We start from the raw sequence: 19,986 nt of genomic DNA on the forward strand, positions 1-19,986 counted from the left end.
GGCAACGGACTCATCCCTTTTTCATTCCACCGCCTCGTAAGGCAACCCCACATAATTCTCGGCAATGGTCTGCCGCCCGGCCTGCGAACCCACGTAGTAATCCAGTTCAGTCTGTTGAATACGCTGGCTGAAATCGTCGGTGCCTGGAAACTTGTGCAGCAGCGAGGTCATCCACCAGGAAAACCGTTCGGCTTTCCAGACCCGGCGCAGGCAGATTTGTGAATAGCGTTGCAGCAGGTCGGTGCGGCCCTCGCGGTAGACCTTGAGCAGAATGCGGTACAAGGTGCTGACATCGCTGGCCGCCAGGTTCAGCCCCTTGGCACCGGTGGGCGGGACGATGTGTGCGGCATCGCCGAGCAAAAACAGCTGGCCGTACTGCATGGGTTCGGCGACGAAGCTGCGCAGCGGCGCGATGCTCTTCTCGATGGACGGGCCGGTGATCAGGCGTTCGGCCAGATGGTTGGGCAGGCGGGTTTTCAGCTCGTTCCAGAAGCGTTCGTCCGACCAGTCTTCGACCTTTTCCTCTGCCCCGACCTGCACGTAATAGCGGGTGCGGGTCGGTGAGCGCATGCTGCACAAGGCAAAACCACGCGGGTGGTTGGCGTAGACCAGTTCTTCGTTGACCGGCGGGGTGTCGGCCAGCACGCCGAGCCAGCCGAACGGGTAGACCCGCTCGAAGACCTTGAGGCTGTCGGCCGGGATTGACTGGCGGGATACGCCATGAAAACCGTCGCACCCGGCGATGTAATCGCAGTCGACCCGTTGGCTTTCGCCATTGCGGGTGAAGGTTACGTAGGGTCGGTCGGTCTTGAGGTCATGCAGTTGCACATCGTCGGCGTCGTATAGGGTGGTGCCGCCAGCGGCCTCGCGGGCCTGCATCAGGTCGCGGGTCACTTCGGTCTGGCCGTAGACCATCACGGTCTTGCCCTGGGTCAGGTGCTTGAGGTCGATGCGTTCGCAGCGGCCATCGAAGGCCAGTTCGAAGCCGTCGTGTACCAGCCCTTCTTCGTCCAGACGTGCGCCGACACCGGCCTCACGCAGCAGCTCAACCATGCCTTGTTCCAGCACGCCGGCACGAATGCGCGAGAGTATGTAGGCGGGGTCTTTGCGTTCGATGATGATGTTGGCAATGCCGGCACGTTGCAGCAGTTGGCCCAGCAACAGCCCGGACGGGCCTGAGCCGATGATCGCGACTTGGGTTTTCATTGTTGTTGTCCTGTCTTTGCGCCCTGCACACCAAGGGTCTGCGGGCTGTCGTTGTTGTTGTCTCCTGTATTTTTAATGGATGGATACCGCATAAGAAGGCACTATCCAGCGCATTATCTGGATTTTTCGAGGGTTATCTGAATGTCCGGCCGGCCTGGCAGCAACATCCCGGTGTTCAAGCTGTACGGCGAGACGGTCGTCTGGCCGACACCCGATCTGATCCATTGCGAATCGATTGCCGAGCGCAGCAGCCTGCACGACTGGGAAATCAAGCCACACCGGCACAGTGATCTGGTGCAACTGCTGTATGTGCAGTCGGGGCGGGCGTTGCTCAAGGTTGAGGAGGTGGTACGTGAGGTCGAGGGGCCGGTGCTGCAGGTCGTGCCGGCCCTGAGCGTGCATACCTTTCGGTTCGCGGACACCATCCAGGGCCACATTCTGACCCTGGCGATGCCGCTGGTGGAGCAACTGGAGGCTGCGCTGGACGGTTTCAGGTTGGCCACCCCGCTTTGTCACGGGCCGGGTGACGATTCACCCGAGCTTGACCGGTTATTCAGCGCGATTGTCAGTGAGTACCATCAGGTCAGGGTCGGTCGCGAGCTGATGCTGCAGGCGCTGATCAATCAGTTGCTGGTGTGGTTATGCCGGCGCAGTGAGCAAAGTGGCGCAGGGCAGGCGGCGGGCTCCCCCGACCGGGGGCGTGAGCATTTGCAGCGTTTCATGCATCAACTCGAAGAAAGTTTTCGTCTGCACTGGTCAATCGAGGAGCATGCGCGACGCCTGGGTATCAGTGCCGCGCACCTCAATGCGCTGTGCCGGCGGCTGGCGGACCAGTCTGCGTTGCAGATCATCAACCAGCGCCTGCTACTCGAAGCCAGGCGTGGCCTGGTGTACACCACCATGACCATCAATCAGCTATCCGACAGCCTGGGGTTTTCGGAACCGGCGTATTTCACCCGGTTCTTCAAGCGTGCTGCCGGAGTCTCGCCCCGGCAGTTTCGCGATCAGCTCACCACCCGATAGCATGGCTCGTAGGCCGCGCCACCGGGCAGCTTCATGCGGTGCTGTTCGACGAACGCCTGCAGCAGTTTGTCCAGTGGCTGCATGATCGCCGGGTCGCCATGAATCTGATAGGGGCCGTGCTCTTCGATCAGGCGAATGCCTTTGTCCTTGACGTTACCCGAGACGATCCCGGAAAACGCCCGGCGCAAATTGGCCGCCAGTTCGTGCGGCGGCACGTCGTGGCTGAGCTTGAGCCTGGCCATGTTTTCGTGGGTCGGGTCGAACGGATGCTGGAAGCTCTCGTCGATTTTCAGCAGCCAGTTGAAGTGGAACGCGTCGTTACGCTCGCGGCGGAACTGCTTGACCACTTTCAGGGCGTGGGCCATCTGCCGGGCGACTTCGGCCGGATTGTCGATGATGATCTTGTAGTGCTTGCGCGCGGCTTCGCCAAGGGTGGCCTGGACGAAAGCATCCAGTTGATGCAGGTAGGCTTCAGCGCTTTTCGGGCCGGTGAGCAATACCGGGAATGGCAGGTCCTGGTTGGCCGGGTGCATGAGGATGCCCAGCAGGTACAGGAACTCTTCGGCCGTGCCGGCACCGCCGGGGAAGATGATGATGCCGTGGCCGACGCGCACGAAGGCTTCCAGGCGTTTTTCGATATCCGGCAGGATCACCAGTTCGTTGACGATCGGGTTCGGTGCTTCGGCGGCGATGATGCCCGGCTCGGTCAGGCCCAGGTAGCGGCCGCCGTGAATGCGCTGCTTGGCGTGGGCAATGGTGGCGCCTTTCATCGGGCCTTTCATCACGCCCGGGCCGCAACCGGTGCAGATGTCCAGGCTGCGCAGGCCCAGCTCGTGGCCGACCTTCTTGGTGTACTTGTACTCATCGGTGTTGATCGAGTGGCCGCCCCAGCAGACCACCAGCTTCGGCTCGACGCCGGCACGCAGGGTGCGAGCGTTGCGCAGCAGGTGAAACACGTAGTCGGTAATGCCTTGCGAGGAGCTCAGGTCGATGCGCTGGCTGTCCAGTTCGCTTTCGGTATAGACGATATCGCGCAGGGCGCTGAACAGCATTTCACGGGTGCTGGCGATCATCTCACCATCAACGAAGGCATCCGCCGGGGCGTTGAGCAATTCAAGACGTACGCCGCGATCTTGCTGGTGAATACGGACTTCGAAGCTCTCGTAGGCTTCCAGAATGGTCTTGGCGTTGTCGACATGCGCGCCGGTATTGAGGATTGCCAGGGCGCACTGGCGAAACAGGCTATAAACGCTGCCGGAGCCGGCGGCGGAGAGTTGCTGGACTTCGCGCTGGGAGAGCGTTTCAAGGCTGCCCTTGGGGCTGACCGAGGCGTTGATCACTTGTCTTGGGAGCATTCTATTTTCCATTAGAGCGATGCCGCCGACACTGTGTCGGTGGCACCTTGATGGTGAACATCAGCGACGTTAACGCTTGAGGGCTATTCTTGCTGGCAGCCGCGCTGCAAAGCAAACCCTGCGCAGTATTGCCAGCATTTGTGCCGCAAGAAAACCACTCTGGTGAATATCTTGCCGGGAACGCCTTGCGGCTGAAAATTGACGCCGATATCGGCCAGTAATGAACCTGACACCTTTTACAGGGTCTGTAGAGCGATGGATTCTCGACGGCCTGCTGATTCGAGGCCTGGCCTTGCGGCCATGGTGCTCGTGTACTGCTGACATCCGGCGGCTGCAGGAGTTGCACGCAAAGTCCCGTCATGGATGCCCATCGTGCGCCGGCCCGTTCACCGCGGCCTTTGTTTTATTCAGCGAAGATAGTCACTGCCATGCCTCGTCATTTTTCCTCACTGCTGGCCCGCGCGCCCGGCCTGTTCCTGTCAAACCCGCCACGTCGCCACCTGCGTGCCGGGCTGTTTCTCGCGCTGCTGGGCCTGCTGGGTTCGCAATCGCTGCAGGCGGCCGCCAATGACCGCTGGATCAGCGACAGCCTCAATACCTACGTACGCAGCGGCCCGACTGATGGCCACCGGATTGTCGGCACGCTCAAATCCGGGCAGAAGGTCGAGTTGCTCGGTAGCCAGGGTTCCTACAGCCAGATCCGCGGCGAGGGTGGCAGCACTGTGTGGATTCTGACCAGTGACCTGCAGGAAGAACCCGGTCAGTCCGAGCGGCTGCCACAGCTCACCAGTCAGGTGGCACAACTGACCGACCAGTTGGCCAAGATCGACGACACCTGGAAGGCTCGCGTGCAAGGCATGCAGGAAACCATGGATTCGCGCAAGAAACTGATCGATGAGCTTGAGGCTCGCAGCCAGGGACTGACCGAGCAGTTGACCCAGGCGCAGTCCGAGCTGCGTGATACTCAGGCACGGCTGGGTATCGAAAACCAGCAGGCGCTGATGAGTTACATGGTCTACGGCGCCAGCATTGCCGGGGTCGGCCTGCTGATCGGTCTGATCCTGCCGGCCATGAGCCGCAAGCGCAAACGCAACGACGGCTGGGTCTGACAGTCATCTATCCGGGCGTTCGATAGCCGCCATCGGGTTCGCAAGTACACGGGCTTGCGTGCCTGATGGCCGCTGAAAACTGAAGAAAATCCGCTTTCCAGGCGTCTAACTGTGATTTCGCTCTACAGTTTCCCGCTTCAAGGTCGAAAAACTTTTTGGCTTTGCTAACTTGTCCATCAGGCAGGTAGCCGAACGGGCGCAGGAAAATCAGTTTGATGGCATTGTGCCGTTAGTTATTATCTGCGCCCTCAGAATCGTGTCGAACCCGGGACCCAAACCCGCAGAGCCGATTTCGCACCCCCTTGAAGACAGGACCCTGGATGCTGGCGTACAACCAAAAAAGCTTTCTGATCGTCGATGACTTTTCCGACTTCCGCAGTTCGGTCAGGTCAATGCTGCGTGAGCTGGGCGTCAAGGAAGTGGATACGGCCGACACCGGCGAACAGGCGCTGAAGATGTGCTCGGAGAAGCGCTACGATTTCGTCCTGCACGATTTCAATCTGGGTGACGGCCGCAAGAATGGCCAGCAAGTGCTTGAAGATCTGATGACCGAGCGACTGCTCAGTTATGAAAGCGTATTTATCATGGTCACCGCCGAGAATAGTCAGGCGATGGTCATGAGTGCTCTGGAGTGGGAGCCGGATGGCTACCTGACCAAACCGTTCAACCGTGCCGGGCTCGCGCAGCGCATCGAGAAGATGGTCCAGCGCAAGACCCTGCTCAAGCCGATCTTCCAGGCGCTGGACCGCGGCAAGCCTGCCGAGGTATTGGCGGCCTGCGTCAATCTGGCCAAGCAGGACCCGCGCCTGGCGCCGTTGTGCCTGCGCTACAAGGCTGCTGCCTTGCGCGACCTCAATCAGGTCGAGCCGCTCGAAGCCCTGCTCAACTCGATCATTGCCGACCGGCCCACGCCGTGGGCCTACGGCATGCTCGGCAGCCTGTTGCTCAAGCGTGGCCGCACCGCCGATGCGCAAGGGGTCTACGAGCAGGCCACCAAGGCTTTTCCGATGTTTCCTGCGCTGTTCGACGGGCTGGCCGATGTGCTGATGGCCCGTGGTGAAACCAAGCGCGCCCAGAGTGTTCTGGAGACCGCCGTGCGCCTGTCGCCGCTGGCGGTACGCCGGCAGACGATGCTCGGCAAGCTGGCCATGGATAACCAGGATTTCGAGAGCGCCTCGCGGGCTTACCGTCAGGCGGTTTCCCAGGGCCAGTTCTCGCGCTTCAAAAACCCTGAAACCAATCTGGGCCTGGCCCATGCCTTGATCAACAAAGGCGGCGATCAGGGCCTTGATGTGCGCGCCCGTGCGGAAATCAACCAGGCGCTGGGCGATGTGGCCAAGGAACATGCCAATGACGAGGGCTTGCAGGTACGTGCGCGCTTGATGAAGGCCGCCAGCCTGCAACACTCGGACCCGGAAACCGCCGCCAAGCTCACCGAACAGGCTGTGGCGCGGCTCGATGGCATGAGCCAGTTTCTTAGCGCCGACGCCGCCATGGTGGTTGCGAGCCAGCTCAAGCAACTGGGTCAGGAGCAGGCGGGTGCCGGCGTGTTGAAAAACACCGCAGAGATCTACGGTGATGACCCGCAGGTCATGAAAACCCTGGCCAGCCTGACTGATGATCCCGAGATACTCGGTGCCAACAAGGCCGCCATCGACTTGAACGTTCAGGGCGTACGCAGCTATAAAGCCGGTCAGTTGTCCGAGGCCCAGGAGCTGTTTCGCAAGGCTCTGGCGCTGCAGCCGAAGAACATCAGTATTGCGCTGAACCTTGCCCAGTCGCTGTTGCACCCAGGCCAGAGCTTGAGCGCCGAAGCGCTGCAAGAGTGCCGGGCATCGCTGACCATGGTCGGCAAAATGCCAGAAACTGACGCGCGCTACCCGCGCTACCAGAAACTCAAGGAAAGGGCATTTGGTGCATGATTGATCAACCGCAAGGCCCGGACTTCTCGATGGTCATCGCCTCCACGGTGCATGACATGAAAAACTCCCTGACCATCCTCAGCCAGGCCCACCACAACTGGGTGGAGCGCCTGAGTCAGGAGCAGCTAGAGCACCCCGAGCACGGGGTCATGGAATACGAGTTCGCCCGCCTCAATGGCATGTTGGTGCAACTGCTGGGGCTCTACAAACTGGGCGTCAACCAGTTGCCGATGCAGGCCGACTACCACGACTTGGATGACTTCATCGAAGCGCAACTGGTGCACCATAAAGAAGTGCTCGACAGTCGCGGCATTTCGGCCAGCTACAGCGTCGATGGTCTGACCCCGCTGGGCTTCTTTGACCGGGAGCTGATCGGCTCAGTGCTTAATAACATCATGGTCAATGCCATTCGCTACGCCGACAAGGCGATTGCCATTACCGCCGGTGAGCAGGGCGGTGAGCTGTTCATCACGATCAATGACGATGGCCGGGGGTATCCGGCGTCGATGATCGAACACCAGCATGAGCTGGTGCAAGGCATCAACCCGATCAGTGGCAGCACCGGTCTGGGCTTGTACTTTGCCGGTCATATCGCCAGCCTGCACGCGCGTAACGGGGTGGCAGGCCGGGTTGAGCTGGCCAATGGCGGGGCGTTGGGGGGCGGGTTGTTTACGTTGTATTTGCCGTAAAGGCAATTCGTCGACATCGTCCCCGATTTGAACAGGCCCTTTGCCACGCTTCAGTTATGGTGATTTCAGCCGATTACCAAGCGTGAGCAATCAACAGGAGGGCTGATGTGAATCTGTACATCAATCAAGTCCGCAATAAGCCGGACTTCCGTCATGCGATCTACCGCGGCGATATTTTCCTCGATACCGATCTGCCAATGGCCGAGTCCCTGTGTGCCTTCGCCAGAGAAAGCATTACGGCAGCGTTCAACGGTGAAACCGATCATCAGGCTCTGCACACGATGATGCCGGTGGAGGAATTTGTCAGTCTGGTGCAGCGCCTCAAAGGCCAGTTCACCAACTGCCAACAAGTCAAGGATATGATTCGCCAGTTCATAGTGGACCTGGGTTTGGCGCCTGAAGATTATCTTTTCGATGTGCCACGCATTCGTGTAGTGCCCAACTATGACTACCTGCATGCCGGAGTTAGCTACGCCTACAAGCCGCATCGTGATACTTGGTATGGCAGCCCCGAATGCCAGATCAACACCTGGATGCCGGTCTATAGCATCGAGCCGGAACAAACGATGATGATCAATCCTGCCTATTTCGATGTGGCGGTGAAAAACTCGTCGGCCGACTGGAGCCTGGCGCACTGGATCAATGTGCAGCGCCCTTTGGCGACCGCTAATGTAACCGAAGAGGTACGGGTGCATCCGTTGCCGCTCGAAGAGTTGTCCACCGCCTCCGAGTTGCGTGTGGCCGGTAATTCCGGTGATATCTTGCTGTTTTCGTCAGCGCATTTGCACGGTACGGTGGCCAACCACACCAACAAGACTCGTTTCAGTGTCGATTTTCGCTTGATTCATATTGCCGACCTGTTGGCCGGCCGTGGTGCGATCAACGTTGATAACAAGGTGCGAGAAGCCGAAGCCGGCCTGTCCCAGTTTTTCCATGCCAGCGATTTTTCCCAGTTCAAAGGAGTCAATCCATGACCAAGCGCCGCCTGACCGCCGCTGAAGTTGAATACAACGAAAAGCGCGCCAGCGTCCTCAAGCGGGTAGACTCGCAGTATGTGGCCGATGCTCCGTTCGTGTTTGCAAATCGCATTACTGTGACGGCAGCCTTGTCGCGCATGGAACTGTTCAAAATGATTCACGATGTGCCCGGCGCGATCATCGAGTGCGGGGTGTACAAGGGCAATTCGCTAATGCTCTACATGCACCTGTCGATGATTCTTGAGCCTTATGCGATCAATCGTTCGATCATCGGCTTCGATACCTTCTCCGGCTTTGCAAGTATCGATGCCGAAGAGGACCCCAAGGACATCAACGAAAGCATGTTCTCCGACACCGACGAGTCGCTGATTCAGGACATGATCGATGCCAATGATCTGGTGCGGCCGGTCAACCGCATTCCGCGTTGCGAAATCATCAAGGGCGATATCATGGAGACCGTGCCAGCGTTCCCCAAAACCCGTCCCGATCTGGTCGTGGCCATGCTGATCCTCGATACGGATCTGTACTCTTCAACCAAAGTGGCGCTGGAAACATTCCTGCCCTATATGCCCAAGGGCGCTATCGTGGTGCTTGACGAAGTTGCTTACCGTAATTTCCCTGGCGAGACTACAGCCCTGCGTGAAGTATTGGACCTGAATAAGGTAGAGCTCAAGCGCCTGCCGTTCGACTCCAGCGTTGGTTATTTCAGGGTCTGATTGCTATGCAACTTGTTTGTGGCCATTGAAATTCGTTGGCCTGCTGCCTAATCTCGCGGTTCGCCAGACTGGATATCAAGGAACGAGGCAATGGCCTGCGAAGAACACTCAGCCGCGCCGCAGGCGCTGGCCGGGGTAGACGAAGTCGAATGCATCACTCCCGACCTCAATGGCGTACCGCGTGGCAAGGTGATGACCGCCGAGGGCTTTCTCGGCGGACGACGGTTGCAGATGGCGCGCGGCGTGTTGCTGCAATGCATCATGGGTGGCTATCCACAGGCGAAGTTCTACGGCAGCGATGACGGCGACCTGGCACTGGTCGCTGATCCGCAGCACGTTTATCGGTTGCCCTGGAGCGACGGCGATCGCGCTTTGGCGATCTGTGATGCTGTGGAGCTGGACGGCCAGCCCTGCGGGTTGTCTAGCCGTAGCGTGCTCAAGTCGGTACTGGCTCGTTATACCGGGCAGGGGCTGGCGCCGGTGGTTGCCACTGAGCTGGAATTCTACGTTTTCGCGCCCAATCCTGATCCGCAGCAGCCTTTCCAGCCCCCTGTAGGGCTTGATGGCCGGCGTGAGCAGGGCTTCTCGGCTTTCAGCGTGACCTCCAACAATGGTCTGCGGCCATTCTTTGCCGAAGTGCGTACCTGCATGGCGGCGCTCGGCCTGCCGCGCGACACCTTCATGCATGAAATGGGCGTCAGCCAGTTCGAGATCAATCTTCTGCACGGTGATCCGCTGTTGCTGGCCGACCAGACCTTCCTGTTCAAGCACCTGCTCAAGGAAGTGGCGCTCAAACATGGCCTGAGCGTGGTCTGCATGGCCAAGCCGCTGGCCCAGGCGGCGGGTAGTTCGATGCACATTCACCAGAGCGTTGTTGATGTTGCCTCGGGGCGTAATCTGTTCAGCGATACGGATGGTCAGCCAACGCCGGCTTTTCATCACTTTATCGGCGGGCAGCAGGCGTGCATGGCGGACTTCACGGCATTGTTCGCGCCGAACGTCAATTCCTACCAGCGTCTGTTTCATCCCTATGCCTCACCGAACAATGCGTGCTGGTCTCATGACAACCGCGCGGCCGGGTTGCGCATTCCGTCCAGTGGTCCCGAGGCGCGGCGGGTGGAGAATCGTTTGCCCGGTGCTGATGCCAATCCTTATCTGGCGATTGCTGCCAGCCTGGCAGCGGGCTGGCACGGTCTGCAGCATGCTCTGGAGCCAGCGGCGCCGGTCCAGGGCGAAATCGATGTGCCGCCGGCCCTCCGGCTGCCCGTCACCTTGCAGGAGGCGCTGTTGCGGCTTGAGCGCAGCACCTTGGCCAAGGAACTGTTCGGGCAGGCGTTCATCGAAGGCTTCGTTGCCAGCAAGACCCTGGAGCTGACAAGCTTTCTCGATGAAATCACGCCCTGGGAAAGACGAGTGCTTGGCAGCCAGATCTGAGCGACCAGTATTGTCTTTGGCCGGCAGTCGGATCGAAACCATTCCCGGCTCAAGCCAGTCCTACAGGCACCGCGCTGCGAATGATTGACCATGCCCACACGGGCAACTTTGATAGTCGGGACTACCATGCGCCAAATCTGGAAATCGTTTCGAGCGCTGTACTTCGCTTCACTGATGATGTTGATCGGCTCCGGCCTGCTCAGTACCTACCTGGCCTTGCGCCTGGCGGCCGATCAGGTTGATAGCCTGTGGGTGGGTGGATTGATGGCAGCCAATTACGTCGGCCTGGTGCTGGGCGGCAAGATCGGCCACCGGCTGATCGGCCGGGTCGGCCATATCCGTGCCTATGCCACCTGCGCCGGGATCGTCGGTGCGGCGGTGCTGGGCCATGGCCTGACCGACTGGTTGCCGGCCTGGCTGGGGCTGCGTCTGATTGTCGGCCTTGGCATGATGTGCCAATACATGGTCATCGAGAGCTGGCTCAACGAGCAGGCCAATGCCAGCCAGCGCGGTATTGTCTTTAGCGGCTACATGATCGCTTCCTACCTGGGGCTGGTACTGGGGCAACTGATTCTGGTGGTGCATCCACAGTTGGGCCCTGAGCTGCTGATGCTGGTGGCGATGTGTTTTGCCCTGTGCCTGGTGCCGGTGGCGATGACCCGCAGTATTCACCCTGCACCGTTACACCCGGCGCCGCTGGAGCCGCTGTTTTTCATGAAGCGTGTGCCGCAGTCACTGACCACCGTGCTGGGCGCAGGATTGGGGCTTGGCGCATTCTATGGCCTGGCGCCGGTGTATGCCGCAGGGCACGGGATGCCGACCGAGCAGGTGGGTCTGTTCATGGGCTGCTGCATTCTGGCCGGCTTTATCGTGCAGTGGCCGCTGGGGCTGTTATCGGATCGGTTTGACCGGGCGTTGCTGATTCGCGTCATTGCGGCGCTGCTGGTGCTGTTCAGTCTGCCGTTGGTGGTGTTGGCCGATGTGCCGGTAGAGGTGCTGTTTATCGTGTGCTTCCTGGCCGCACTGATGCAGTTCAGTCTTTATCCTTTGGCGGTCGCTTTCTCCAATGACCACGTTGAGGCTGAACGGCGGGTTTCGCTGACCGCCATGTTGCTGATGACCTATGGCATCGGCGCAAGTATCGGACCATTGCTGGCGGGTGTGCTGATGCGTACCTTTGGCGGCAACATGCTGTATGCCTTCATTTGTGCTGTAGCGGCCTTGTTGGTGCTGTTGATCCGTCCCAAAGCCGTTACCCGCCTGCATGAAGTCGAGAATGCACCTTTGCAGCACGTGGCAATGCCCGACAGCATGGCCAGTTCACCGCTGTCGGTGGCCCTTGACCCTCGGGTCGATGAGCAGGTTGTGCAGGACAAGATGCAGGCTGACACCGATGCCGAGCCTGAGAGTGGCACTGAGCCGGTGGAAGAGCTTGATGAGTCGCAGCGCAAGCAGGGCTAAGGTAGATGTAGGGGCGACCTTGGTCGCGAAAGGGCCGGGTCAGGTGCAGAATTTGTAGCGTCTGAGAAACAGCTTTCGCGAGCTTGCTCGTTGCCACTGGAAAATCAACATGCTGGAATCAATGCCGCTCCCGAGGTCGGGAGCGGCAGACGACTCAGAAATCGTCGTCCTTGTCGAAGCGGCGCGCTTCGCGTTGCAACTGGTAGACAAAGCGCTCGACCTGGCGTTGTACCAGGCCGCTCATGTTATGGAAGCGTACGCCGGCAAAGGTCGTGTGAAAACGCTCCTCGAAATGCAGATAGCGCAGTTCCACCGGGGCGGTCATGGCGCCGAACGGAAGCTTGGCGATAAACCGCTCATAGACCTGGCCCAATTGCATACGGTCAGAAATGTCACCTTCGAAGCGCAGCTTGCAACCGGTAGCGGAAATATCCAGCAGTTTGCCAACCAGAGGTGACTTGAGCTTGTCGCCGCCGATTTCGATATCGACCAGATGCGACAGCTTCAGTGCAGCGCGAAACGCATTGCGGCGCTGGTGATAGACCACTTCATCAGGCAGCGGGGTGCGATAGAAGCGTGCCTCGGGTGTGTCAATCAGGGTTGCGGGTGCGGTGGATTCCCAGGCGATACGTACGCCGTCATGAAAGCCTTCGACGCGAAAGGATTCACCATTGGTCAAAAAACGTTCGCCATCGCGCGGGATCATTTCGTCCAGGCCGATGGTCCCGGTGTCGCGGTCAACCTCGACCAGGTAGCTCTGGAAGCGCTGGGCACGGTCATGGAAGGTAATGATCAGTGGATCGTGACTTTCCATCAGCAACCGCAGGTTGGAGGCAATTTCCAAAGGCGTATTGAGAACCTTTGGGGGTTGCGGAGCATCATCCGCGGCTAAACCATTCACGTTTAAGCATCTCCAGGCAAAAAACTACGGCAACGCTGAATAAGAGCATTCTGCCATCACGCAGGGCGACTTGAATAGCAAGTTACGCCTGACTGAGTGGGCGAGGCCGGGCTCTTCCAGCGGTCGAACCGCGGTTATCGTACAGCGTCGGTGTGTCGCCGCCGTTCAGGATGCGCAATTGATGAGCGGTTGTCATCTGTTGCAACTGAATGAGTTTGCCGTTCTGCTCGTTGAGTGCCTGGCAATCGGAAATCAGACTGGCCAGCTCATCGCCTGCCTGCAGCAACTGCTCGCCTACCGCAGACTGGCTGGCCAGCTCTTCGAGACCGGCCCGGTTGGTCGGCAAGCCGAGGCCAGCCAGCACCTGGCTACGCCTGCGCCCATGCTGCTCCAACTGGACGACCAGTGCCTGCTTCTTCGCCAGCACCTGCTCCATCTCGGTCATGTCCCGGCCGTGCAGTACCAGCGACTCTGCCTGGAGCAGATCGAGCAACTGGCGTGTCGGGGCCATATCATCCGTAATCATCTGCAGTAACGTTGTGTCTTGCATCGCATGCTCTGGTTTTTCAAGCGTCCGGAGGATGCCTCGGCTTTAGCTCAAGGCCTCGAAGTTGAGCAGTTTGCTGGCCAGACGGTTGCTGTCCACGGTGTAGCTGCCGTCTGCAATCGCCTGTTTGAGCTCGGCAACGCGAGCGCTGTTGACGGTTGGCAGGTCGCGCAGTTTGTCAGTGATACCTTGCAACTGTTGAGCCTCGCTGCTCAGGTGAACGGATTCACCTGCATTTTTTACATTGGCACTATCACCGATCGTAGCAGGTACGTCGGTTTTGCCGGCTTCTCGGCTGTTGCCGGTGCGTGATGCACCGCCAAGTGGTTGTGAATTACCTAGTCGACTGAAATCTATGGGCATGATCGTAAACCTCTGGGTGTTCTGGACGCTTGCCTTGTTTTCGGCCACCCAGGAAAAAACTTTAGGCACATTATGGCAATGCACGAATGCAGGAGCTGAAAAGTCGCCCCTGGCTATTCGGACCTGCCTGGCAGTCTAGAAAAAACCGCTGCCGCGCACCAGTATCAGATGCCTCTCGTTACCTCTCACATGGCCACTTCCACCTGTCCCGGGGCGGTAATCTGGGCCTTGATGACCTTGTTTGAATTAAGGTTGCGGACCCGGATCTGCTCGTTGAAGCCGCCATCGGACAGCGCCTCGCCGGGCATGCGCACTGCCAGGCTGCTGCTGCGAGCGATGATCACTACATGGTCGCCTTTGCGTACCATAGCCGGTTGCTCGAGAAAGTTCGGTGACAGCACTTGGTCGACGACCGCTGGTCGGACCAGCTTCTGGCCAATTGCCTGGTCCAGGCTGGTCATATAGCTCAGACCCAGTGAGCTGATATCGCGCTCGCGCAGCGTCACGTCCATCTCGCTGATGACGGTGTCACGTTTGAGCGGGCGGGTAGTGGTGATGACCTCGCGGTACAGGTTGACCTGGGCCGGCACAAACACGGTCCAGGGCGCAGACCCCTCGCAGCGGACTCGCACTGATATCCGACCCACCGGGCGCGGGCTCTCCAGGCTCGCTGTCAAATCCTTGTCGCAAAACGCCATGCGCATGCGCGGGTCCAGGGAGCGGACCTGGATTTCATGACGACCCTGAATCTGATTGGTCGTTAAATACTCTTGAACTGTGTACTCAAGAAACCCCTCGGTGACGCCGATAAGCTGTTCAGGCAGAGTAAAACTCTGTGCATTGCCCGGTGTTGTTGCGCAAAAAAGACTCAGCATGACGATTGCACCCAGCAGTCGGCGGGTTTCTAATGCGGCGTGTCGAAAAATTGTCGTCTTGGCATTCATGACGTATAAAAAGCAAGGCCCGTGCCGCTTACCAAACCTGGTACGTGGTGAACGATGGCAGAGGTAAGGGGGTCAGGGCATGGCGGGAGTTATGGATTCGGTAAACCAGCGCACGCAGCTGGTTGGTCAGAATCGCCTGGAGTTGCTGCTGTTTCGTCTGCAGGGCAAGCAGCTCTACGGGATCAACGTATTCAAGGTCAAAGAAGTGCTGCAATGCCCCAAGCTCACCATCATGCCGAAGTCGAGCAGGATCGTGCGGGGCGTGGCGAATATTCGCGGCGGTACCATTCCGATCATGGACCTGGCCATGGCCACCGGTTCGGCGGGGATGATTTCGCTCGAAAACTCCTTTGTCATCATTACTGAATACAACACCAAGGTTCAGGGTTTTCTGGTGCACTCGGTCGAGCGCATCGTCAACATGAACTGGGAAGAGATTCATCCGCCACCCAAGGGCACCGGCCGCGATCATTACCTGACGGCAGTGACGCGGGTGGACAATCAGCTGGTGGAAATCATCGACGTCGAGAAGATTCTTGCGGAGGTGGCGCCGATCAGCGAGTCGGTGTCGTCGGGTGTGATCGATGAAGAGATTCATCACAAGGCCGTTTCGCTGCGGGTATTGACGGTCGACGACTCGTCGGTGGCGCGCAAGCAGGTCAGTCGCTGCCTCGAAACCGTAGGTGTCGAGGTTGTGGCACTCAACGACGGGCGTCAGGCGCTGGACTACCTGCAGGCGATGCTGGCCGAGGGCAAGAACCCCGAAGAAGAATTCCTGATGATGATCTCCGACATTGAAATGCCGGAGATGGATGGCTATACCTTGACAGCAGCGATCCGCAGCGATCCGCGGTTGAAGAATCTGCACATCACTTTGCACACCTCGTTGTCTGGGGTGTTCAACCAGGCGATGGTCAAGAAGGTCGGCGCCGACGATTTCCTGGCGAAATTCCGGCCTGACGATCTGGCGGCCCGAGTGGTTGCCAGGATCAAGGCAGCAGACCACAGCTAGGGGTGTGTCCCTGGTCGATTACATGATTTGAGAGGCGGCACCTTTGTCTACGGGTAATTTGGATTTTGAGCAGTTCCGGGTCTTTCTGGAAAAAGCCTGTGGCATCTTGCTGGGGGAGAACAAGCAATACCTGGTGTCCAGCCGTCTCAACAAGCTGTTGGAGCAGCAGGGCATCAAATCCCTCAGTGAGCTGGTGCAGCGGATCCAGAGCCAGCCGCGCAGCGGTCTGCGGGAGCAGGTGATCGACGCGATGACGACCAACGAAACCCTGTGGTTTCGTGATACCTATCCGTTCGAGGTTCTGAAAAACAAGGTGCTGCCCGAGCAGATCAAGGCCAGCCCCGGCCAGCGTCTGCGTATCTGGTCGGCGGCCTGTTCTTCGGGGCAGGAGCCGTTCTCGCTGTCGATGTCGATTGATGAGTTCGAGCGTAGCAATCCTGGCCAGCTCAAGTCGGGGGTGCAGATCGTGGCGACCGATTTGTCCGGTGCAATGCTCAATAACTGTAAAAGCGGTGAGTACGACAGCCTGGCCATTGGTCGTGGTTTGTCGCCAGACCGCTTGCAGCGTTACTTTGATGTCAAGGGGCCGGCACGCTGGGCGGTCAAGGCGCCGATCAAGAACCGGGTGGAGTTTCGCCCGTTCAATCTGCTCGACAGCTATGCCAGCCTGGGCAAATTCGACATCGTGTTCTGTCGCAACGTGCTGATCTACTTCTCTGCCGAGGTGAAGAAGGACATCCTGTTACGCATTCATGGCACGCTCAAGCCGGGCGGCTACCTGTTCCTGGGGGCCTCCGAGGCGCTGAACGGTTTGCCGGATTATTATCAAATGGTCCAGTGCAGCCCGGGGATCATCTACAAAGCCAAGTAGGAGTGGTAGGATCGGTAGGATCGGTAGGAGCGACTTTAGTCGCGAATACAGCGAATACAGCGAATACAGTCAGCCATCTGCGGGAGCGACGCCCATCCATAACAGGACCGGGCGCCGCTCCCGCAGCCGTTTTGGCTCTTGCTAACGAAAGCGCCGCGCTGAACGGTTGTCGCCTGCCGATACTGGCAAAAAAACGGCACCTTGTTTGCCGTATGGCCCGCCTGGAGAGGAAAACTCTTGCCGCTTTTCTGGCAGCGGCTTCCGCCGACGGGCTCCAGCCCCCGGTAAATATGGCTTTTGAGGAACTGGCACGCAGCTTGCTTTCTCAGAGCTACGAACATCAGGTCAACCGGTAAAGGTTTCCCGACATGAGCATCAGCTTCGATAAAGCACTGGGTATCCACGAGAAGGCACTGAACTTCCGTGCACAACGCGCCGAGGTGTTGGCCAACAACATCTCCAACGCCGATACCCCTAACTACAAGGCGCGTGACCTGGAGTTTTCTGCGGTGCTGGCTGCCGAGAGCGAGAAGGCCAGCAAGGGCCAGTTCGCGATGAATACCACCAATGGTCGCCATATCGCAGCGCAAGGGGCTGGCAGTGATCTGGAGGGCGTGTTGATGTACCGCACCGCCACTCAGCCTTCGCTGGACCAGAACACCGTCGATGCTCAGGTCGAACAGGCCAGCTACACCGAGAACTCCATGAGTTTCCAGGCCAGCTTTACGCTGCTCAACAGCAAGTTCAAGGGCCTGGTCTCGGCCCTTCGCGGAGAGTAATCCATGTCGCTGACCAATGTGTTCAACATTGCCGGTAGTGCCATGAGTGCCCAGACCACGCGTCTGAACACCACGGCCAGTAACATCGCCAACGCCGAAACCGTCTCTTCGAGCATGGATCAGACCTACCGCGCCCGTCATCCGGTGTTTGCCACCGTGCTGCAGGGGCAACAGTCGGTGTCTGGTGGTTCGCTGTTTCAGGATCAGGGCCAGGCCGGCCAAGGTGTGCAAGTCGCCGGGATTATCGAGGACAGCTCTAATCTGGAAGCGCGTTACGAGCCTGATCATCCTTCGTCTGACGAGAATGGCTACGTTTACTACCCCAACGTCAACGTCGTTGAAGAAATGGCCAACATGATTTCCGCCAGTCGGTCTTTCCAGACTAACGTCGAGATCATGAACACCGCTAAAACCATGATGCAGAAAGTGCTGACGCTGGGTCAGTGACGGAGAGATGAAACATGGCCGTTGAAAACGACGTATCCGCGAAATTCGTCAATTCGTTGCAGAATCCGACCTCCACCAAGGTCGAGCAGAAAACCGGCACCAGCGCGCTGGGCAAAGACGCGTTCCTGCAACTGCTTGTGACCCAGATGAAGAACCAGAACCCTCTGGATCCTCAGGACAACACCCAGTTCGTGTCGCAGCTTGCGCAGTTCAGTAGCCTGGAAAGCATGCAGAACCTGACCTCGTCGGTGGATGCGATTGCTACCACCTACAAGTCTTCGCAGGCGCTGCAGGCGTCTTCGCTGGTCGGTCGCTCAGTGATGGTTGATGCGGGCAGTGTCTATGTGGAGGCGGGCAAGGGGCTGACCGGTTCTGTGGTTCTGCCAGCATCGAGCACTTCAACCAAGATCAGTGTGTACGACGCCGAAAAGAATCTGGTCGATACCATTGATATGGGGTCGAAGTCTGCCGGTACGCAGAGCTTTACGTGGGATGGTCTCAAGGATGACGGTACTGCATTCCCGGCTGGCACTTATACCTTTAGTGCCAATGCCTCGATCAATGGCAGCGGCACCGCGTTGACCACCTACCTGCCGGCGACCGTCAGTAGCGTGAAGATGTCGTCCACTGGCGCTGACATGACCCTTAACCTGGCGGGCGGTAGCAGTATCGCGTTGTCCAAAGTACAGACAATCGGATTGTAAGAGCCGACCAAGCGGCGAGGAGTGGTAAATGTCATTCAATATCGGCCTTAGTGGGCTCTATGCGGCGAACAAGAATCTCGATGTCACCGGCAACAACATTGCCAACGTGGCAACGACCGGTTTCAAGGGGTCGCGTGTCGAGTTTGGCGATCAATATGCTCAGTCGATTCGTGGTACCTCCGGCAACGTCAACACTGGCAGTGGGGTAACGGTCAACTCTGTGTCCCAGCAGTTCCAGCAGGGCAACCTGACTACCGGGACCGGTAATAGTCTGGATCTGGCCATTAACGGTAATGGTTTCTTCCAGCTCAGCAACAGCGGCGAGAAGCTCTATACTCGTGCCGGCGCATTCCACACTGATAAAGACGGCTATGTTATCAATAGTGAAGGGATGAACCTGCAGGGTTACAACGTTGATGGCAACGGTAATGTTGTAGTGGGTACGCTGGCGAACCTGCGGGTCGATTCTTCGAACCTGGCGCCGAGTACGACCAGTATGATCACCAACGTGGCCAACCTGAACTCCACGACCACTGCACCGAGCATCACGACGTTCGACCCAACGGACACCAAGAGTTATAACCTCAAGTACGATACGCCTATCTACGACTCGCAAGGTAACGCTCATAAGCTGGAGAGTTACTTTGTCAAGACTGGGGTAAACTCGTGGTCGATGTACACCTTGGTTGACGGGCAAAACATTTCGCCAGCTGACCCGACCGCTCCGGTCGATCCGCAGTTGGACCGAGTGGACTTCAAATTTGACTCGGCGGGTAATCTGTCATTGCCGCGTACTACGACAGGTGATGTGGATGCTGCTGATCCAAATGCTCCGCAGCCTGTCAGCGGTAGCAAGGTCACCCTCAATGCTGATGGTACCTTTCAGGTCGCTGACTGGAAGCCGCTGATCCAGACCGGTACTGCCGCCAACCCGGTATGGGCTGAAAACGGCGCCACGGGTTCGGCGACCGGGATCAAGCTGGACATGACCGGTATCAGCCAGACTGCGTCGGTTTCCGGTCTGATTACCCAGAGCCAGAACGGCTACGCTACTGGCCAGATCAGTGCCATGAGCGTTGACTCGACAGGTAATCTGTTCGCCACCTACACCAACGGCCAGTCGAAGGTTATTGGTCAGGTGTCGCTGACCAGCTTTGCCAACGTGCAAGGCCTGGCCTCGGCCGGTGGCACCAACTGGCGTGAAACTTTTGCCTCTGGCGTGCCGGTCAGCGGTCCGCCGGAAACCGGTACTCTGGGTTATATAACCGGCCAGGCACTTGAAGAGTCGAACGTCGATCTGACGGCTGAGCTGGTCAACCTGATCAAGGCGCAAAGTAACTATCAGGCCAACGCCAAGACAATCTCCACTCAAAGTACGATCTTGCAAACGACTATCCAGATGGTTGGCTAATCGGCCTGTTCAAAAAACCCTGCTTCGGCAGGGTTTTTTGCGTTTAAGTGCAGCTGTTTTTCTGTAAGGCTGTTGTTGAGGAGTATGCGCTTCTCTGAGGGTTGTTCAATGAGCC

At 58.4% G+C, this 19,986-nt stretch carries 20 protein-coding genes; 14 read left to right on the forward strand and 6 right to left on the reverse strand.

The features are described 5' to 3' along the window. Positions 1-21: 21 nt before the first annotated feature. On the reverse strand, positions 22-1,206 hold the full coding sequence (gene pobA / locus PSCI_RS17280) for a 4-hydroxybenzoate 3-monooxygenase (protein ID WP_045489317.1): 1,185 nt from the start codon (positions 1,204-1,206) through the stop codon (positions 22-24). A gap of 141 nt (positions 1,207-1,347) precedes the next feature. Here pobA and PSCI_RS17285 point away from each other — a divergent pair, with 141 nt between their 5' ends. After that, the gene (locus PSCI_RS17285; protein WP_045489319.1) at positions 1,348-2,229 is read left to right on the forward strand and encodes a helix-turn-helix domain-containing protein; all 882 of its coding nucleotides are present in this window, start codon (positions 1,348-1,350) and stop codon (positions 2,227-2,229) included. Here PSCI_RS17285 and ppnN read toward each other — a convergent pair. Further along, positions 2,211-3,584, reverse strand: coding sequence for a nucleotide 5'-monophosphate nucleosidase PpnN (gene ppnN / locus PSCI_RS17290; RefSeq protein ID WP_045489322.1), 1,374 nt, complete (start codon positions 3,582-3,584; stop codon positions 2,211-2,213). The two genes, PSCI_RS17285 and ppnN, sit on opposite strands and share 19 nt — an antisense overlap. A 428-nt stretch (positions 3,585-4,012) precedes the next feature. On the opposite strand from ppnN, the gene PSCI_RS17295 reads away from it, so the two are divergent. The 7 genes from PSCI_RS17295 to PSCI_RS17325 all read left to right on the forward strand — a co-directional run bounded on the left by PSCI_RS17295 (position 4,013) and on the right by PSCI_RS17325 (position 11,892). Beyond that, entirely contained in the window at positions 4,013-4,693 is a 681-nt protein-coding gene (locus tag PSCI_RS17295) for a TIGR04211 family SH3 domain-containing protein (RefSeq protein WP_045494503.1), read from the forward strand. A gap of 320 nt (positions 4,694-5,013) precedes the next feature. Then, positions 5,014-6,615, forward strand: a complete 1,602-nt coding sequence (locus PSCI_RS17300; protein ID WP_045489325.1) for a tetratricopeptide repeat-containing response regulator — start codon at positions 5,014-5,016, stop codon at positions 6,613-6,615. Then, the gene (locus tag PSCI_RS17305; protein ID WP_045489328.1) at positions 6,612-7,304 is read left to right on the forward strand and encodes a sensor histidine kinase; all 693 of its coding nucleotides are present in this window, start codon (positions 6,612-6,614) and stop codon (positions 7,302-7,304) included. Before PSCI_RS17300 ends, PSCI_RS17305 begins: the two co-directional genes overlap by 4 nt. A gap of 107 nt (positions 7,305-7,411) precedes the next feature. Further along, the gene (locus tag PSCI_RS17310; RefSeq protein ID WP_045489331.1) at positions 7,412-8,278 is read left to right on the forward strand and encodes a hypothetical protein; all 867 of its coding nucleotides are present in this window, start codon (positions 7,412-7,414) and stop codon (positions 8,276-8,278) included. Next, positions 8,275-8,997, forward strand: coding sequence for a TylF/MycF/NovP-related O-methyltransferase (locus tag PSCI_RS17315; protein ID WP_045489334.1), 723 nt, complete (start codon positions 8,275-8,277; stop codon positions 8,995-8,997). Before PSCI_RS17310 ends, PSCI_RS17315 begins: the two co-directional genes overlap by 4 nt. A gap of 192 nt (positions 8,998-9,189) precedes the next feature. After that, positions 9,190-10,431 (forward strand): glutamine synthetase family protein, encoded by a 1,242-nt coding sequence (locus PSCI_RS17320; protein ID WP_162484357.1) that lies wholly within the window; start codon positions 9,190-9,192, stop codon positions 10,429-10,431. Between the two features lie 126 nt (positions 10,432-10,557). Next, the gene (locus PSCI_RS17325) at positions 10,558-11,892 is read left to right on the forward strand and encodes an MFS transporter (RefSeq protein ID WP_045489341.1); all 1,335 of its coding nucleotides are present in this window, start codon (positions 10,558-10,560) and stop codon (positions 11,890-11,892) included. A 154-nt stretch (positions 11,893-12,046) separates the two neighbouring features. Here the strand turns inward: PSCI_RS17325 and PSCI_RS17330 are convergent, their stop codons facing one another. From PSCI_RS17330 to flgA, 4 genes are all read right to left on the reverse strand, one after another. Then, positions 12,047-12,793: a flagellar brake protein gene (locus PSCI_RS17330; RefSeq protein WP_144403273.1), complete on the reverse strand. Its 747-nt coding sequence runs from the start codon at positions 12,791-12,793 to the stop codon at positions 12,047-12,049. 82 nt (positions 12,794-12,875) lie between these two features. Continuing rightward, entirely contained in the window at positions 12,876-13,343 is a 468-nt protein-coding gene (locus PSCI_RS17335) for a flagella synthesis protein FlgN (protein ID WP_045489345.1), read from the reverse strand. Between the two features lie 42 nt (positions 13,344-13,385). Then, the gene (gene flgM / locus PSCI_RS17340; protein ID WP_045489348.1) at positions 13,386-13,703 is read right to left on the reverse strand and encodes a flagellar biosynthesis anti-sigma factor FlgM; all 318 of its coding nucleotides are present in this window, start codon (positions 13,701-13,703) and stop codon (positions 13,386-13,388) included. 185 nt (positions 13,704-13,888) lie between these two features. Beyond that, on the reverse strand, positions 13,889-14,647 hold the full coding sequence (gene flgA / locus PSCI_RS17345; RefSeq protein WP_045489349.1) for a flagellar basal body P-ring formation chaperone FlgA: 759 nt from the start codon (positions 14,645-14,647) through the stop codon (positions 13,889-13,891). Positions 14,648-14,726: 79 nt separating this feature from the next. On the opposite strand from flgA, the gene PSCI_RS17350 reads away from it, so the two are divergent. From PSCI_RS17350 to flgE, 6 genes are all read left to right on the forward strand, one after another. After that, positions 14,727-15,659, forward strand: a complete 933-nt coding sequence (locus PSCI_RS17350) for a chemotaxis protein CheV (RefSeq protein ID WP_045489350.1) — start codon at positions 14,727-14,729, stop codon at positions 15,657-15,659. Positions 15,660-15,702: 43 nt separating this feature from the next. Continuing rightward, on the forward strand, positions 15,703-16,530 hold the full coding sequence (gene cheR, locus PSCI_RS17355) for a protein-glutamate O-methyltransferase CheR (RefSeq protein ID WP_045489351.1): 828 nt from the start codon (positions 15,703-15,705) through the stop codon (positions 16,528-16,530). A gap of 368 nt (positions 16,531-16,898) precedes the next feature. After that, positions 16,899-17,309, forward strand: a complete 411-nt coding sequence (gene flgB / locus PSCI_RS17360) for a flagellar basal body rod protein FlgB (RefSeq protein ID WP_045489352.1) — start codon at positions 16,899-16,901, stop codon at positions 17,307-17,309. Between the two features lie 3 nt (positions 17,310-17,312). Beyond that, positions 17,313-17,756: a flagellar basal body rod protein FlgC gene (gene flgC / locus PSCI_RS17365; protein ID WP_045489353.1), complete on the forward strand. Its 444-nt coding sequence runs from the start codon at positions 17,313-17,315 to the stop codon at positions 17,754-17,756. A 14-nt stretch (positions 17,757-17,770) separates the two neighbouring features. Further along, complete coding sequence (locus PSCI_RS17370) at positions 17,771-18,460, forward strand: flagellar hook assembly protein FlgD (protein WP_045489354.1); 690 nt, start codon at positions 17,771-17,773, stop codon at positions 18,458-18,460. 28 nt (positions 18,461-18,488) lie between these two features. Then, positions 18,489-19,871: a flagellar hook protein FlgE gene (gene flgE / locus PSCI_RS17375; protein WP_045489356.1), complete on the forward strand. Its 1,383-nt coding sequence runs from the start codon at positions 18,489-18,491 to the stop codon at positions 19,869-19,871. The last annotated feature ends 115 nt before the right edge of the window (positions 19,872-19,986 follow it).

Source organism: Pseudomonas sp. StFLB209, from assembly GCF_000829415.1.
GTDB lineage: Bacteria > Pseudomonadota > Gammaproteobacteria > Pseudomonadales > Pseudomonadaceae > Aquipseudomonas.